Annotated in this window: 16 protein-coding genes; 7 read left to right on the top strand and 9 right to left on the bottom strand. The window is 32.2% G+C overall.

Features of this window, described 5'->3' with window-relative positions; genetic code table 11:
- Positions 1–5: 5 nt before the first annotated feature.
- The 4 genes from mutL to MARIT_RS10540 form a co-directional block, all read right to left on the bottom strand.
- Positions 6–1,874, bottom strand: coding sequence for a DNA mismatch repair endonuclease MutL (mutL, locus tag MARIT_RS10555; protein WP_100211492.1), 1,869 nt, complete (start codon positions 1,872–1,874; stop codon positions 6–8).
- Positions 1,874–2,155, bottom strand: coding sequence for a hypothetical protein (locus MARIT_RS10550; RefSeq protein ID WP_024741004.1), 282 nt, complete (start codon positions 2,153–2,155; stop codon positions 1,874–1,876). The genes mutL and MARIT_RS10550 overlap by 1 nt, the downstream gene beginning before the upstream one ends.
- Positions 2,156–2,285: 130 nt before the next feature.
- Positions 2,286–2,792 carry a 6,7-dimethyl-8-ribityllumazine synthase gene (gene ribH / locus MARIT_RS10545; protein ID WP_024741003.1) on the bottom strand — a complete coding sequence of 169 codons (507 nt, stop codon included), beginning with the start codon at positions 2,790–2,792 and terminating at the stop codon, positions 2,286–2,288.
- A 40-nt stretch (positions 2,793–2,832) separates the two neighbouring features.
- A complete protein-coding gene (locus tag MARIT_RS10540) occupies positions 2,833–3,618 on the bottom strand; it encodes a tetratricopeptide repeat protein (RefSeq protein WP_024741002.1) in 786 nt (261 codons plus the stop codon).
- Positions 3,619–3,731: 113 nt separating this feature from the next.
- Here MARIT_RS10540 and recF point away from each other — a divergent pair, with 113 nt between their 5' ends.
- Complete coding sequence (recF, locus tag MARIT_RS10535) at positions 3,732–4,811, top strand: DNA replication/repair protein RecF (protein ID WP_024741001.1); 1,080 nt, start codon at positions 3,732–3,734, stop codon at positions 4,809–4,811.
- Positions 4,812–4,821: 10 nt separating this feature from the next.
- Positions 4,822–5,118 (top strand): DUF721 domain-containing protein, encoded by a 297-nt coding sequence (locus MARIT_RS10530; RefSeq protein WP_024741000.1) that lies wholly within the window; start codon positions 4,822–4,824, stop codon positions 5,116–5,118.
- Between the two features lie 123 nt (positions 5,119–5,241).
- Here MARIT_RS10530 and MARIT_RS10525 read toward each other — a convergent pair whose 3' ends face one another.
- The 3 genes from MARIT_RS10525 to MARIT_RS10515 all read right to left on the bottom strand — a co-directional run bounded on the left by MARIT_RS10525 (position 5,242) and on the right by MARIT_RS10515 (position 7,608).
- Complete coding sequence (locus MARIT_RS10525; RefSeq protein WP_100212032.1) at positions 5,242–6,642, bottom strand: S41 family peptidase; 1,401 nt, start codon at positions 6,640–6,642, stop codon at positions 5,242–5,244.
- 79 nt (positions 6,643–6,721) lie between these two features.
- The gene (locus MARIT_RS10520; protein ID WP_024740998.1) at positions 6,722–6,949 is read right to left on the bottom strand and encodes a hypothetical protein; all 228 of its coding nucleotides are present in this window, start codon (positions 6,947–6,949) and stop codon (positions 6,722–6,724) included.
- Between the two features lie 239 nt (positions 6,950–7,188).
- Positions 7,189–7,608, bottom strand: coding sequence for a nucleoside-diphosphate kinase (locus MARIT_RS10515; protein WP_024740997.1), 420 nt, complete (start codon positions 7,606–7,608; stop codon positions 7,189–7,191).
- A gap of 76 nt (positions 7,609–7,684) precedes the next feature.
- On the opposite strand from MARIT_RS10515, the gene MARIT_RS10510 reads away from it, so the two are divergent.
- The 5 genes from MARIT_RS10510 to MARIT_RS10490 all read left to right on the top strand — a co-directional run bounded on the left by MARIT_RS10510 (position 7,685) and on the right by MARIT_RS10490 (position 11,669).
- On the top strand, positions 7,685–8,713 hold the full coding sequence (locus MARIT_RS10510) for a DHH family phosphoesterase (protein WP_024740996.1): 1,029 nt from the start codon (positions 7,685–7,687) through the stop codon (positions 8,711–8,713).
- On the top strand, positions 8,703–9,254 hold the full coding sequence (gldI, locus tag MARIT_RS10505; protein WP_100211491.1) for a gliding motility-associated peptidyl-prolyl isomerase GldI: 552 nt from the start codon (positions 8,703–8,705) through the stop codon (positions 9,252–9,254). Before MARIT_RS10510 ends, gldI begins: the two co-directional genes overlap by 11 nt.
- The gene (locus MARIT_RS10500; protein WP_100211490.1) at positions 9,251–9,976 is read left to right on the top strand and encodes an FKBP-type peptidyl-prolyl cis-trans isomerase; all 726 of its coding nucleotides are present in this window, start codon (positions 9,251–9,253) and stop codon (positions 9,974–9,976) included. Before gldI ends, MARIT_RS10500 begins: the two co-directional genes overlap by 4 nt.
- A gap of 80 nt (positions 9,977–10,056) precedes the next feature.
- A complete protein-coding gene (locus tag MARIT_RS10495; RefSeq protein ID WP_024740993.1) occupies positions 10,057–11,097 on the top strand; it encodes a peptidylprolyl isomerase in 1,041 nt (346 codons plus the stop codon).
- Between the two features lie 2 nt (positions 11,098–11,099).
- Positions 11,100–11,669 (top strand): phosphatase PAP2 family protein, encoded by a 570-nt coding sequence (locus MARIT_RS10490; RefSeq protein WP_231975140.1) that lies wholly within the window; start codon positions 11,100–11,102, stop codon positions 11,667–11,669.
- Here MARIT_RS10490 and MARIT_RS10485 read toward each other — a convergent pair.
- A complete protein-coding gene (locus MARIT_RS10485; protein ID WP_100211489.1) occupies positions 11,662–13,665 on the bottom strand; it encodes an LTA synthase family protein in 2,004 nt (667 codons plus the stop codon). The two genes, MARIT_RS10490 and MARIT_RS10485, sit on opposite strands and share 8 nt — an antisense overlap.
- Before the next feature lie 128 nt (positions 13,666–13,793).
- Positions 13,794–16,349 (bottom strand): ATP-dependent Clp protease ATP-binding subunit, encoded by a 2,556-nt coding sequence (locus tag MARIT_RS10480; protein ID WP_024740990.1) that lies wholly within the window; start codon positions 16,347–16,349, stop codon positions 13,794–13,796.
- Positions 16,350–16,579 lie beyond the last annotated feature (230 nt).

Raw genomic sequence — 16,579 nt, 5'->3', positions numbered from 1 at the left:
ATTTTTTAATTATTAAAAATAGTATCTATTTCGTTTAATGTTAGTGTTTTAAATGTAGGTTTCCCAAAAGGAGAAATAGAAGGTTCTTTACAAGAAAATAAATCATTTACTAAATTTTCTTGTTCCTTAGTATTTAAATCAGTTCCTGTTTTGATAGCTAATGATTTAGCAAATGATTTTGCCATAACATCAAAATGACTAAAACTAGTATCAGGTACTTCTAATTTCATATCATCTAACAATTGTTCCAAAATTAAAGTAATCTGGCTTTCGGTAATAGAAGTAGGAATTCCTTTTACAACAACGCTATCCATAGTAAATTCTTCAAAACCAAAACCAGCACTTTCTAAGTCAGATTTGATACTATAAATCATTTCAATATCTGAAGAAGAAAAAGAAATGCTTACAGGAAATAATAATTGCTGGCTACTAGCTTCTTTTACGGTAATACTTTCTAAAAAATCTTCATATAAAACACGTTGGTGTGCTAGAGATTGGTTGATTAAAACAACTCCTGATTTAATAGAACTTAACAAGTATTTTTTTTGAATTTGAAATGTTTTTCCTGTTTGTGTTTCTTGCTGAGACTCAAACAGCTCTTCTTGTTTCGGTATTTCAAAAGGCATGGAGCTTGTGTACAAAGCTTCCCAATTTCCCGCATCTTTTTTATATTCTTGCTGGTAGTTTTTCTTAGAAGAACTATTTGGTTTATTTACATGACTACTGCTACTAGTATTCGTTGAAATTGGAGCCGTCGGCTCATTGTTAAACGGATTAAAATTAGGATCTACTGTGATTTTAGGAATCGAAACACTTTTTTTCTCCTTAAAGTCATAAGGAGTATCCAAGGTAGCATCTCTATTAAAATCTAAAACAGGAGCAACGCTATATTGTCCTAAACTATGTTTTACAGTAGCTCGTAAAATAGCGTATAAAGCCTTTTCATTGTCAAATTTTATTTCTGTTTTAGTTGGATGAATATTAATATCAATGCTTTCAGGAGGAACAGTTAAATATAAAAAATAAGAAGGATGCGCATTGTGTTCAAGCAATCCTTCAAAAGCATTTACAACGGCATGATTTAAGTAAGAACTTTTGATAAAACGATTATTGACAAAGAAAAATTGTTCTCCACGTTTTTTCTTGGCAAATTCAGGTTTTGCAACAAAACCGTTAATTGTTATGATATCAGTATTTTCATTTATAGGAACTAATCTTTCATTCATTTTAGCACCAAAAATAGCTACAATACGTTTTCGTAAATTACTTTCTTTTAAATGATATACTTCATTATTATTATGATGTAGTAAGAAAGAAATATCGGGATGTGCTAAAGCAACTCTTTGGAACTCGTCTATAATATGACGAGTTTCTATGGTGTCAGACTTTAAAAAATTTCGTCTTGCTGGAATGTTATAAAATAAATTTTTAACAGCAATGCTAGTACCTTTAGCGGTAGAAACTACATCTTGTGAAATGATGTTGCTACCTTCTATTTTTATTTGTGTACCAAGTTCTTCGTGTTCTTGCTTAGTTTTTAATGTTACATGCGCAATAGCAGCAATAGAAGCCAATGCTTCTCCTCGAAAGCCTTTAGTGTTTAGATTGAATAAATCTTGTGCTTCTTTTATTTTGGAAGTAGCATGACGTTCAAAAGATAATCGAGCGTCTGTTGGGCTCATTCCTTTTCCATTATCAATAACTTGAATCAATGTTTTTCCAGCATCTTTTAATAATAATTTAATGGAATTGGCACCTGCGTCAATTGCATTTTCTAATAGTTCCTTTACCACAGAGGCAGGACGTTGAACGACTTCACCAGCGGCAATTTGATTTGCAACGTGGTCAGGAAGGAGTTGTATAATGTCTGACATTAATTTTTTGATAAAAATATAGAGAGATCAAAATCAATTATAAACAGAAAAATTAAACATAAAATTGCTGCTATGATCACGATAGTTGAATTAAAACCTCCGTTTTTTGAACTTTTAAACTCATCAATTGCTGCAACAAATTTTCCTTTTAATCCTTTGCTTTTACCAACAGAAGTTCTGTATGCATCAAACTTGTGTTTGAACTCATACGGATTTCCTTCTCCCTTGTAATAGCGAGGTTTATATTCAAATTTTTTATTTTCTCTTTTAATGAATCCCATAGGAAATAGTCATAGTTGCTTCTTGTTATTTTAACATAAATAAAAGAACAAGAAGCTCAAAGTTACTGAAATAAGGAGAAGTGGTCAAGAATTGTTTAAAAGTATTCTACTAAATCTTTTTTAAAAGCTTTTAGAAACCTAGCGTACTAATCTTTTTCTCTTGATTTTTAATAGCTGCCATTTTAATAGCTGCTACAGCACATTCAATTCCTTTATTCCCTAGCTTTCCGCCAGAACGATCAAGAGATTGCTGTTTTGTATTGTCTGTTAAAACGCAAAAGATAACAGGAACGTCGTATTTGATATTCAGATCAACGATACCCTGAGTTACCCCTTCGCAAACAAAATCGAAGTGTTTGGTTTCTCCCTGAATAACGTTTCCAATAGCAACGATAGCGTCAACTTTTTGAGTTTCTATCATTTTTTTACAGCCATACACTAGTTCAAAACTACCAGGAACTTCCCAAGTAATGATGTTTTCAGTGTTCGTACCGCAATCAATTAGGGTGTCAATAGCACCTTGTTTTAGGTTTTTTGTAATTTCTGGATTCCATTCAGAAACAACAATCCCAAATCGAAAAGGTTTCGCATTTGGGATTGTTGCTTTATCATAATAAGATAAATTTGTTGTAGCCATATTTAATTTTTAGTAATCTTATTCAGCGGCTTAAAAAAGCTTACTTTGCGTATTTAGCACTGTTGATATATTTTTCTATATCTCTACCTTGATTAGATTTAGAAAAATCATCTTTTATTTCTGTGAATAACTTGTCTGCTTTACGATATTCCTTTAAAGTCATTGCTATTTGTCCTGCTTTAAACAAGAATAAAGGAGTTGTATAGTTGTTTATTTTCTTGTGAGCAGCTTTTTCATAGTAACTTAAAGCATCATCCAATTGGTTGATATCAGCAAAAGCATCACCGATAGCTCCCAAAGCAGTAGGCCCCAATAGTTCATCATCAGAACTAAAGTTACTTAAATACTCAATAGCTTGCTCGTATTTTTTCATTTTTAAATAAGAAATACCCGCATAATAGTTTGCCAAATTTCCAGCTTTGGTACCGTTAAATTTACTAGCAATATCTATAAAACCATATTTACCACCGTATCCGTTTAAACCTAAGTTTAATAATGAATCTGCAGCAACTCCTGCGGAAGTAGTAGCTTGGTCAAAATAATTTCTAGGATAAGCTAATTCGTTAGAAGCTTCTCTTTCTGAAGGTTCCGCAACAAATTTAGTGTAGGCTAAAGAAATTAATATAGCGCCTGCTACGGCAATCAACCCAAAAAATAAATATTTACTATTTTTTTCAATCCATTGTTCAGATTTATTAGCAGTATCATCTAATGTATTAAATACCTCAGCTGTTGTGCTTTGTGTTTCATCAAATGTTTCTTCTATATCTTCTTGTACAACCTTTTCTTTCTTAGGTTTATATCCTCTTTTCTTGTATGTTGCCATAATTGATTAAAAATTAGTAGCGGCAAAAATAGTTTTTTTAATTGGATTTTAAAAGCGTATAATTCGTAAATTTTCAATAATTTGCGATCCGTTTTTTGCAGCTTAGAAAGTATATGTATTTACAAAAAATCTCACTAGTCAATTTTAAGAATATCAGCTCTCAGTCATTTGAGTTTCAGGAAAAGATAAACTGCTTTGTAGGAAGCAATGGTGTTGGTAAAACGAATGTTTTAGATGCTATTTATTATTTATCCTTTGCTAAAAGTTATTTTAACGCAATTGCTGGTCAAAACATAAAACATGGGGAGTTTTTTTTTGTAATAGAAGGGGATTACTTATTGAATGATCGTCAAGAAAAAATTTTATGCAGCTTAAAAAAAGGGCAAAAGAAAATATTAAAACGAAATGGAAAAGTTTATGATAAATTTTCAGAACATATAGGGCAATTGCCTTTGGTGATTATTTCTCCAGCAGATAGAGATCTAATTGTAGAAGGTAGTAGTACTCGTAGAAAATTTATAGATGGGGTTATTTCTCAGCAAGATAAGAGCTATTTGAATAGTTTGCTTTCTTATAATAAAGTTGTGAGTCAGCGAAATGCACTGCTAAAGTATTTTGCAGCAAATAGAACTTTTGATGCTTTGAACTTAAAGGTATATGATGAGCAATTAGTAGAGTATGGTACAAAAATTTATGAAAAGAGAAAAGAATTTTTAGTAGATTTTGTTCCTATTTTTAATGAGAAGCATCAAATTGTATCAGGAGAAAAAGAAAGCGTAAATCTGACGTATAAGAGCCAAATGCACGATAGGAATTTGGAAAATTTACTACTTCAGAGTTTAGAGAAAGATAAGGTGTTGCAATATACTTCGTCAGGGATTCATAAAGATGATTTAAGTTTTGAGATAGATGGGTATCCGATTAAAAAATTTGGATCTCAAGGGCAGCAAAAATCGTATTTAATAGCTTTAAAGTTGGCACAATTTGAGTTTATAAAGAAGCAATCTAAAGTAGTTCCTATTTTATTGCTTGATGATATTTTTGATAAACTAGACGAACATAGAGTTTCTCATATAATTAATTTAGTAAATAATGATGAGTTTGGACAAATTTTTGTAACGGACACTCATTTTGATCGAACAGAAAATGTATTGAAACAGAGCAATAAGAAATATCAAATATTTAAACTATAAAGTAAATCAAGTGGCAAAAAGAGAGAATGAATCGAATATTATTAAAGATTTAATGGAAGCCTTTATCAAAGAGAATAATTTGGGTAAAGGAATGCAAAAAATACATATTGAGGAAGCTTGGGAAAAACTAATGGGAGCTGGTGTGGCTTCTTATACGACAAGTGTTCAGTTGCAAAATAAAACATTAATAGTTCGTTTGTCTTCTTCTGTATTAAGAGAAGAGTTAAATTATGGCAAGGATAAGATTATAAAAATGATGAATGAAGAGATGGGAGAAGAATTGATAAAACGGTTAATGTTGGCGTAGTCAAGTTGTTTTCTAAATTCAATTGACTAAAAGAATTGTAATAATTTTTTATGGTAGAGAATTGATTGCTAAGTAATAAAATAAGGTGCGAGTTATTCAACTCGCGCCTTATTTTATAGATTATTATTTACCTTTGTTAAGATATTGGATAGCCTTTTGTAGTACAGGGTCAGTATTATTTAGGTAGTCTTGATAAGATTTCTTTACGAATATGTCAGGTTGAATACCAAAACCTACAAATTCTTGCCCATTAGGAAAGGTGTCTTTTTTGGTGCAGATTCTTGCAGTTGCACCTCCTGGTAAGTTAAATAGCATAGGTTGCCCAGTACTCCCATATGTAGGTTCTCCTATGGTTGTTATATGTTTTTGATTGTTAGCTGCAATAAGAAAATCTTCTGCAGCTGAGGCAGTATAATTTCCTATTAAAATGGCAATAGGGATAACAATACGTTCTGATTTTTTAAGATGATTTTCTATCGTTGCATAAGGAAACTCATGGAAAAAGCTATTTTGAGTTGTCAAATAAGCTTGGCGGATCATTTTCCTGTTTTCTCCAGAGCCTTGAAGAGTATCTTTAGCTTTTAGGTTATAAATAAGTCCCCAAGCTTTAAAAGTTGGTATGTGTAACCTACTAGATGATTTTGAGCTTTGTAGTTGGTTGTCGTAAGTAAGATATTTTAAAACAGAAGTACCGATATCTGTATTCCCTCCAAAATTATTTCTTAGATCAATAATTAATTTTTTAGCTTGCCTTATTTCTGGTAATTTTTTGATAAAAATAGAGCTGGTTTTCGGGTCGCTGAAATCGTTAAGTCCAAGATATGCAATTTGGTTTTCTAGACATTTGAAATCTACTACTGCTTTTTTCTTAGAAGGAGGGTAGGTTTTTTCTTCGAGAGTCTTTTTTAGTGAAAGGCGAAGAGTAATAGTTTCTTGATTAGGTTTTTTAATTTTTAATAGATAAGTAGTGCCTATGGGTGCTTTTAGCAGTTCTGAAACAGCAGTGTTTTCTAGGATATGAGAAGTTGAAGTAGCGATGTAAGGTTTTACATGAATATTGAGGTATTTTTGAGTAGGGATGCCATTGATTTCGATGATTTCACTACCAATGGGGATTTCTTCTTTTTTACTTAGATTGATTTTAGAAATCACAGCTTTTCCATCAATATTTTTTAAATAAAACCGATAATCACCAAATTCAGCATTTAAAATAAGTTGCCTAATATTTTTTGGTAACCAAACATTTGTATGGCCATCTTTTAATTCAGCGCAAAATTTTTGAAGTAAACGATAATATTCGTAATCATTTTCAGTAGTTTGAACTTCTGAGAGTAATGTTTGGTAATGTTTATCCCATCGTTGTTTGTCAATTCTATTTAAATAGACAAAATTGTAATTTACTTCGCTCCAAAATTTAGACAAACCATAGATTTTTTCTTCATTAGAAATTGTTTTAGGAAGTGCTATTTGAGCAGTTAATTTTCCTAGTAAAAGAAAAAAAAGTAAGGTGAATGTTTTTTTCATATTTGATAAATTAGTGGTTCGTATATTATTTACATATGATTGAAAATAAGAAGGAGCGTTTTTAAAGGGAAGATGTGTCTTATTTGGTTTCTTTTGTTGGTTTTTTCCAAAAAACAAGGCAAATTCCAGCCCATAGTATATTTAAAATAACAATACCAATAAAAAAAGGAGTTCTACCCTCTTCTAAAGAGTACCCTATGATTGCCAGTAAGTAGTAAGCTAAAATAGCGAATAAGGTTAGGGTACCAATGAAATATGCAGTAATTCCTTTTTTAGTTAAGTGTTTAAATAATAATCTTTCTAACATAACTTTAGATTTTTAGGTGCTTTTATAAAATTTTAAAATAGTTAAAACTAAGTTCTTAAATAATTAGAAAAGAAGGGAAATAGCAATTTATATAGCTTAGTTTTTATCAAAGATAATAATTTTATTAAAATGGAAGTTTGAAAGTGAATGTTTACAGAGAGTAGAGATAAAAAAATAAGTTAAAAACAAAAAGCTCGCCATCTAAGATAGCGAGCTTTTTTGTGTATTAAATTTTGAGACTAAAACATTTCTCTTCCTGAAAAATGGAAAGCACCTTCAATAGCAGCATTCTCATCAGAATCAGAACCATGAACAGCATTTTCACCTATAGAAGTAGCAAACATTTTACGGATAGTTCCTTCTGCAGCTTCTGCTGGGTTTGTAGCGCCAATTAAAGTTCTGAAATCTTCAACAGCATTGTCTTTTTCTAAAATAGCGGCAATAATTGGACCACGAGTCATGAACTCAACTAATTCACCAAAGAAAGGACGCTCACTATGAATTGCATAAAAAGTTTCAGCATCTCTTTTAGTCATTTGAGTTTTTTTCATTGCTACAATTCTAAACCCTGCAGCATTAATTTTTTCTAAGATTGCTCCAGTATGTCCGTTTTCAACAGCATCTGGTTTAATCATTGTAAAAGTTCTATTTGTTGCCATTATAAAAATTTTTTCGTTTTTTAAAATCGCGGCAAATATACCATTCTTTTTTAAAAGAATTGTATCTTTGTCACTTATGATTTTAAAACACATAGATGCGCTAAAATTATTTTTAGCAACACCTAAGAGTATAGTTGTCATTGGCCATAGAAACCCAGATGGAGATGCTGTTGGAGCAACCCTAGGGTTAATGCACTATTTAAATAAGAAAGGGCATACAACTTCTGTGGTAATGCCTAATGAGTACCCCGACTTTTTACATTGGTTACCTGGATCAGAAACCGTAAAGAGATTTGATCGTCAAAATAGTCAGAGTGTAAAAGCAATAGCAAAATCAGATATTGTTTTTTTGTTAGATTTCAATGCATTGCATAGAGTGGGGAGCGATATGGAAGGGAAATTAAAAAAATATGAGCATGATTTTGCATTGATAGATCACCATCAACAACCAGATGAGTTTAAATATATGTACTCAGATCCTAGTATGTCATCAACATGTCAGATGGTGTATAATTTTATTGAAATGAATGATGATGTGAATTTGATAGATGAAGGTATCGCTACTTGTTTATATACAGGTATTATGACAGATACAGGATCTTTTCGTTTCCGTTCAACAACTAGTAAAACGCATAAAATTATAGCTGACTTAATAGATAAAGGAGCAAAAAATGATCGTATTCATAGCAATGTATATGATTCAAATTCATATGGAAGGCTACTGTTATTAGGGCAATCATTGAGTAATTTGCAAATTAAGCAAGAGTATAAAACGGCTTTTATAACTTTAACAGAAGAAGAGAAAAAACGATTTGGTTATGAAAAAGGAGATACAGAAGGAGTTGTAAACTATGCGTTGTCTATAAAAGGAATTGTATTTGCAGCTATTTTTATTGAAGATGAAGAGCAAAAAATAATAAAAATATCTTTCCGATCTAAAGGGGTGTTTTCAGTAAATAAATTTGCACGTAATCATTTTGACGGAGGAGGGCATGATAATGCAGCAGGAGGTAGATCTGAAATGTCAATGGAAGAAACGGTTCATCGTTTTGAGGAGCTATTGCCGAAATACCAACGAGAATTAGAAATGTCTTATGAGGTTTAATATATTATTAAGTGGCATACTAATAAGCTTTTTTGTTTGCTCCTGCCAAGAATCAGTAGCAAGAAGACCTAAAAAACATACGACTACTAACTTTTATAAAGAAGTTATTGAGCAAAAAAAGCGACTTGTTAAGTTCGAAAATAGGATCATAAAAAAAGAAATAGAAAAAGATACGCTAGAGAATTATCAGAAATCAGCGAGCGGTTTTTGGTACACTTATAATGTTAAAAAAATAGAAGAAGCGCCGAAGCCAAAACCTGAAGATGTAGTAATAATCAGGTATAATATAAAAGGCTTGGACAATGAAGTTATTTATTCAGAAGAAGAATTAGGAGAGAAAGAGTATAAAATAGATAAGGAAGATTTTATTCCTGCATTACAAGATGGAATAAAGTTGATGAAAAAAGGAGAAACCATTACATTTGTGATTCCTTCTTATAGAGCTTTTGGTGTAGTAGGGGATGAAAATAGAATAGGAATGAACAAAACGATAAAAAGTACAGTAACGTTAATAGATATAAAATCAAATATAAAAAAATGAAAGTAACTAAAGTATTAGCAGGTGTTGCCTTAGCATTAGCTGTGGTGTCTTGCGGGAAAGAAGGTGCAGTAACCAAGAAATCTTTAACTAATGAAATAGATTCCGTAAGTTATGCAATTGGTTTGGATATGGCTAATAAATTAAAGACGAACTTTAATGAATTAAATTCAGAATTATTAATTCAAGGATACAAGAGCGGTATTGATTCTACAAACCTACTGATAGAAGGAAAAGATCTTAGTAAAGTAATAAGTGGATACTTTAGAAAGCAACAAGAAGAAAAATTTAAGAAGCAACAAGAAGAGGCTGCTGTCAAAGCTGAAAAAGAGTTCGGAGATTATAAAAAAGAAAATGAAAAGTTTTTAGCTGAGAACAAAGCTAAGGAAGGGGTAATAACAACCGATAGTGGATTGCAGTATGTTGTTTTAAAAGAAGGTAAAGGAGAAACACCTAAGGCAAATTCAAGAGTAAAGGTTCATTACCATGGAACAACCATAGATGGTCAAGTATTTGATAGCTCTGTAGAAAGAAAACAACCAGCAGAATTTGGAGTAGGCCAAGTAATTAAAGGTTGGACAGAAGGTTTACAGTTAATGAAACCAGGATCAAAATACAAATTTTTTATTCCTCAAGAGTTGGCATATGGAGCGCAGAAGAGAGGAGAAAAAATCAAGCCATTTTCAGCATTAGTCTTTGAAGTGGAGTTATTGGAAGTAAAATAATTCTATTAAGAAAAAATAAAAAACGAGTTCATTTTTTGAACTCGTTTTTTTAGTTAACCAATTACTATATACTATTTATTATGAAGTATTTAAAAACCCTTATCGTTTTTGCCATCTTATTTTCTGCATGTAAGGCGGCTAAATATCCAGATTTAGACAATGGAATTTATGCAGATGTTAAAACCAGTAGAGGCGACATTTTATTAAAACTATACGCAAAAGATGTTCCTATGACTGTAGCTAATTTTGTGTCTTTAGCAGAAGGAACACATCCGAAAATGACCGATTCGCTAAAAGGTACCAAGTTTTATGACGGAACTAAGTTTCATAGAGTTATCAAAGATTTTATGATTCAGGGAGGAGATCCTTTAGGAACAGGTAGAGGAAATGCAGGATATGCATTTGCAGATGAGTTTCCTAGTGATTCCATAGGTAGGTTATTGTATAAACATGATGCTCCAGGGGTATTGTCAATGGCAAATTCTGGGCCTAAAACAAACTCGAGTCAGTTTTTTATTACACACAAAGCTACTCCTTGGTTAGATGGTAAACATTCTATTTTTGGAAAGGTTACATCAGGGCAAATGGTGGTTGATAGTATTCAGCAAAATGATAGAATAGAACATATCCATATTATAAGAATAGGTAAAGAAGCAAAGAAATTTGATGCTGCTAAAGTTTTTGAAGAAGAGTTGTTAAATGTAGAAGAAAAAGAGAAAGAAAGACAAAAGAAGTTGGAGGAGTTGAAAAAGAAATTTCAGGAGAAAATGGGAATATCTAAGGCTACGAAAACAGATTCAGGTTTACGATTCTTACAAATTCAAGAAGGAAAAGGTAAAAAAGTGAATCCAGCACAGGCAACAACGGTAAACTATACATTATATACAGCTGAAGGAAAGAAGATAGATTCAACAATTGATAAAGGAGCTCCATTTACTTTTACTATTGATGCAATGGGAATGATTGCAGGTTGGAAAGAGGGAGTTAAAATGATGAGAGAAGGAGAGAAAGCTCGTTTATTTATACCAGATTATTTAGGGTATGGTAAAAGAGGAGCAGGACCAATACCTCCAAGCTCAGATCTTATTTTTGAGATAGAAATATTAAAAGTAGGGAAATAATTTTGATAGAAAATTTATTACAAAGAGATCGAGAGTTATTAATTTATCTAAATAACTTAGGAAGTGAGCAATGGGATGCTTTTTGGTTGTTTATAACCAATCAGTTTAACTGGATTCCATTGTTTGCTTTTATAATATATCTTATATTTAAAGCTTTTGGCTGGAAAAAGGGAGGAATGCTTTTATTAGTGTTAATAATAATGGTAGCATTTTCTGATCAATACACGAATTTTATAAGAGGGGTTTTTGAGCGTTTGAGACCTAATAATGATATTACTATTAATCATTTATTGCGTCCTAAACTAATAAACCCACAAAGTTTTAGTTTTACTTCTGGCCATGCCACAACCTCTACGGCTTTTAGTGTATTTATTATATTATTATTAAAAAAGAGGTATGCGAAAATTAAATTTTTAGTTTTTTTTCCATTGATATTTGCTTATAGTAGAATATACTTAGGGGTTCATTTTCCAGTTGATATTTTTTGTGGAGCAATTAATGGTTTGTTAATAGGGGTTATTTTCTATAAAGTAGCATTATTTCTTATTGATAAAAAACTAAAAACTATTTAGTTTTTTTATTATTATAATACAAATATTTAGTGCCGTGGTAAAAGCCATTAATGAGGCTATCCAGTTGTTGTGCTATTATAGGGTGTTTCTGCTTTATGTCAATGAAACTTTTACTGTTTAAGTTGTACAAACTAGTGGTATTGCTAACAGTGGCTTTGGTATAATATAAGCTGTCTTTTAAAATAGCTACTCCAGGTTCACCCTTTATACTTTTATATAAAAAAGCAAAAGAGCCGTTCATACTGGTACTGTCTAATACATTAGAACCTAGTGTGTAGTTGGTGTAATTAATATTAGCTAATCCAGCTGCTGTAGGCATAATATCTACTAATTTAGTATATCTTGAAATAGTTTGTGGTTTCAAATATTTAGGAGCGTGTATGAAAAAAGGTACATGATGCAATTGTATGTTGTCGAAGTCAAACTCTTTGGCAAAAGAATTTGTCTTTCTCATGGAGGTATTGTGGTCTCCGAAAAATAAAAATATAGTATTATCGTAGTATCCTGACTGCTGTGCCCTTGTTAAGAATTTAGCAACATTGAAATCTAAATAGCGCAAAGCATTCAATCTTTCAATACCATCAAACCCAGCTTTCTTTAATTCTTTACTACTAATGTCTTTATTGCTAAGTGGGGTGAATGTTTCTTTTTTTTCAGGAACTGTAAATGGCATATGGTTAGTGGCTGTTTGGATATAAGCAATAAAAGGTTTTCCTTTTTTGTGTATCTTCTCCAATTCTTTGTTAGATTCCTTAAACAATTCGTAATCATCAATACCCCATACGTCGGCGCGATTTTCTGTTGCGTAACTACCTTCTTCAAATATCTTTAAATTAGTTATGTTTGATTGGAATACCCCTCTAATATTAGCCCAATTAGCGCTTCCTCCTAAGAAGTAAAGCTTCTCGTAATTGTTAAATTGATCGAAAATAATGCGTTGATCGATAATCATCGGATTTCTAGAAGCAGTTCTAACTCCATCGATATCAGGCAACCCAGTAATACTAGCAAATACGCTCCCAGCAGTTCCTGCCTTATGAACGAAAAAATTACTAAAATTGATACTTTTTTTAATGATGCTATCCATTTTTGGGGTGGTTAGAATAGGGTTGTTGTAATAGCTCATAGGGACTACTCCAACAGATTCAAGCATTACAATAACAATATTAGGTTGTGTTTGTATTTCTGACTTCTTTAAGAATTTACGCTCAAATAAAAGGGTGTCTTTAGGTAGGTTTAATTGTTTTGCAATTACAGGGTAAAATTGCTTTGTTTTATTTAAATCGAAACTTTCACTTCTAAACTTAAAACTATCAAAAAAGTATAAAATAGGATTTAAAGAAAATTGGTTTACGTGATTATTTTTAGAAAAGAAAGCCTGACTCCAACGTAAAGGGTAATGTGTAATACTGTTGTAAATACCAAAAGCTAGTAATAATAAAGGAATTATAATAAAGAAGGCTTTTGCTTTTTGGGAGTTGCTTTCATGATGATTTGAAAACTTTTTATAAATCCATTGAGAAAATTTATAGAAAGCAAAACTTAGCAAAGCAAGAAGGAATAGTCCTTTGAATACAGGGTAGCTTTCCAATAAAACTTGAGAAGATATTTTAAAGTTGCTTAGAAACCTTAAGCTGGAAGCATCCAAGCGTATGTCTAAATAATCGTAGTATCCAAAATCGAAAACATAAAATAATGTAATGGTTATATAAGCTAGTGTAAGGTATATATTGCTTGCTTTTTCATAAAAAGAATGTTTAAAGAAGCGATAGTTAATAATAAAAATAAGGAAAGCTAGGGGTAGAATAATTAGGACGGCTAGCTTTAGGTCAAATCGAGCACCCAACAGGAATGCATTGCTGATTTCTTGGGTAGAAGCATCTTCTAGTTTTGCAAAAAAGAAATAAAAAATAATTCTAAAAAGAAAAATGTATAGAAATAAGAAAAACACATTACTGAAAATGTATTTCGTATAGTTAGGTATTTTTTGAAACATTGTTTATTGTAGTAATAAATGGCAAAGATATCCAAATAAATCATATCTGACTACAATAGGGAGGTGGTAGTTTTATAGAATTTGAAGAAAAAATCCCGAGCTAATTTTGAATAGCTCGGGATTTTTTCTTAGTCAATTTCTGTTCGGGTTTCTTGAGGTTTTTCTCCTTTAGTTATTTGTATAGTTAATTGATTATTTCCTTCATCTAAATCCATAAAAATAGTATCCCCTTCATCTAATTTAGAACTTACAATTTCCTCGGCCAAAGCGTCCTCGATATACTTTTGTATAGCACGCTTTAAAGGTCTCGCTCCATATTGTTTGTCAAAACCTTTGTCAGCAATATAGTCTTTGGCTTTTTCACTCAGATTTAAAGCATAACCAAGATCGCTGATACGATGTAAAAGTTTATCCAGCTCAATGTCAATAATTTTATGGATATCTTCCCTTTCCAGAGAATTGAAAATAATGACATCATCTATTCTATTCAAGAATTCAGGAGCAAAAGATTTTTTTAGAGCGCCTTCAATGATGCTTTTAGCATGTTGGTCTGCTTGTTCTTTTTTAGAACTAGTACCAAACCCGACACCTGAACCGAAGTCTTTTAGCTTTCGAGCTCCAATGTTCGAGGTCATGATAATAATTGTATTTCTGAAGTCAATTTTTCTACCTAAGCTATCCGTGATAAATCCGTCATCTAATATTTGAAGCATCATATTGAATACATCAGGATGCGCTTTCTCTATTTCATCTAAAAGGACCACGGAGTAAGGTTTTCTACGAACTTTTTCAGTTAATTGTCCTCCTTCTTCATAACCCACATACCCAGGAGGTGCTCCAATTAAACGAGATATTGCGAATTTTTCCATATATTCGCTCATATCGATCCTAATCAAAGATTCTTCCGAATCAAATAATTGTTTCGCGAGTACTTTAGCAAGTTGTGTTTTTCCTACCCCTGTAGAACCTAAGAAAATAAAAGAACCAATGGGTTTGTTAGGATCTTTTAATCCTACTCTATTTCTTTGAATAGCTTTGACAACTTTGGTAACCGCTTCATCTTGGCCAATCACTTTACCTTTAATCATATCAGGTAAATCAGCTAGACGGTTACTTTCGGCTTGAGCAACTCTATTAACAGGGATTCCGGTCATCATAGAAACTACCTCTGCTACATTGTCTTCGGTAACAATTTCTCTATTTAATTTAGAATCTTCTTCCCATTGTTTTTGGGCAGAATCAAGAGCGGCTTCCATATTTTTTTCGTCATCACGTAATTTTGCTGCTTCTTCATACTTTTGGCCGTTAACCGCCTTTGTTTTTCGCTCACGGATCTTTTCAAGCTCATTTTCAAGCTCTAATACCTGTTGAGGAACAACAATATTAGTGATATGGATTCTAGACCCAGCCTCATCTAGTGCATCAATGGCTTTGTCAGGTAAGTATCTGTCAGTCATGTATCTATTCGTGAGTTTTACACAAGCTTCAATTGCTTCATCGGTAAAGTCAACATGATGGTGCTCTTCGTATTTTCCTTTTATATTATGTAAAATCTGAATAGTTTCTTCGACACTAGTAGGGTCAACGATTACCTTTTGGAAACGGCGTTCTAAAGCACCATCCTTTTCTATGTTTGTCCTAAACTCATCAAGTGTAGTTGCTCCAATACATTGTATTTCTCCACGCGCTAATGCAGGTTTTAACATATTAGAAGCATCTAAAGATCCAGTGGCACCGCCGGCACCTACAATAGTGTGTATTTCATCAATAAAAAGAATGATGTCATCATTTTTTTCAAGCTCATTCATCAAGGCTTTCATTCGCTCCTCGAACTGTCCGCGATATTTCGTACCAGCAACTAAGCTTGCTAAATCTAAAGAAACGATGCGTTTGTCAAATAAAATTCTAGAAACCTTTCTGTTAACAATGCGTAAAGCGAGGCCTTCAGCAATGGCCGATTTACCAACGCCAGGTTCACCAATTAACATCGGGTTGTTCTTTTTTCGTCTGCTCAAAATTTGAGAAACACGTTCTATTTCTTCCAAACGTCCTACAACAGGATCCAGTTTTCCTGTTTCGGCAAGAGCGGTTAAGTCACGCCCAAAATTATCAAGAACGGGAGTCTTGGATTTTTTAGAAGTTTTTCCTTTTTGAGATTGTTGTCCAAACGGGTTTGATTTCTCGTTAGAAAAACCATCATCTGATGGGGTTTCAGAGATGGGGGTAATGGGTAGGTCATTGTCTTCCATATGTAGTTGTTTATACAAAGCTTTTGCATCGTCATAATTTACATCATATTTGTGTAAAAGCTTTGTTGTTGGGTCATTTTCATTACGAAGGATACACAGCAGTAGATGTGCTGTGTCAATAGCTTCGCTTTGGTATAGCTTTGCCTCCAAAAAGGTGGTTTTTAGGGCTTTTTCAGCTTGTCTTGTTAAATGCAAACTTCTTTTCCTATCTGTGTGAATTGAAGGAGTAGCAGGATTTAATTGCTCGATTTTTTTGCGCACTAATCCTAAATTAACATCAAAGGTTGTTAATATCTCAATAGCTTTTCCTTCGCCTTTTCTAATCAGTCCTAATAAAAGATGTTCGGTACCAATAAAGTCATGCCCTAAACGAAGAGCTTCTTCTTTACTAAAAGTAATAACATCTCTAACTTTTGGTGAAAAATTATCGTCCATATATTTGAATTCTATCTTGTGTAAAGTTAGTAGAAAATTTTTATAAAGAATTACAAAAAGAGTGCCAATCGTTGAGTATTGCCATTCTGACGGAAAAATAATTAAAAAAACAATGCGATTTATAAGTGTTATAAAGCTGTTAAAAACTAAGTTAAAATGTTAATAACTCACAATAAAAGATAAGATGAAAGCCTTTGTAAAAAAATCGGTTTATTGTATCTTGCCTTGTT

The sequence above is a fragment of the Tenacibaculum maritimum NCIMB 2154 genome, from assembly GCF_900119795.1.
GTDB classification, from domain to species: domain Bacteria; phylum Bacteroidota; class Bacteroidia; order Flavobacteriales; family Flavobacteriaceae; genus Polaribacter; species Polaribacter maritimus.
Note: the sequence above shows the minus strand (reverse complement) of the source record. Positions and strands in the feature narration are given on the sequence as shown.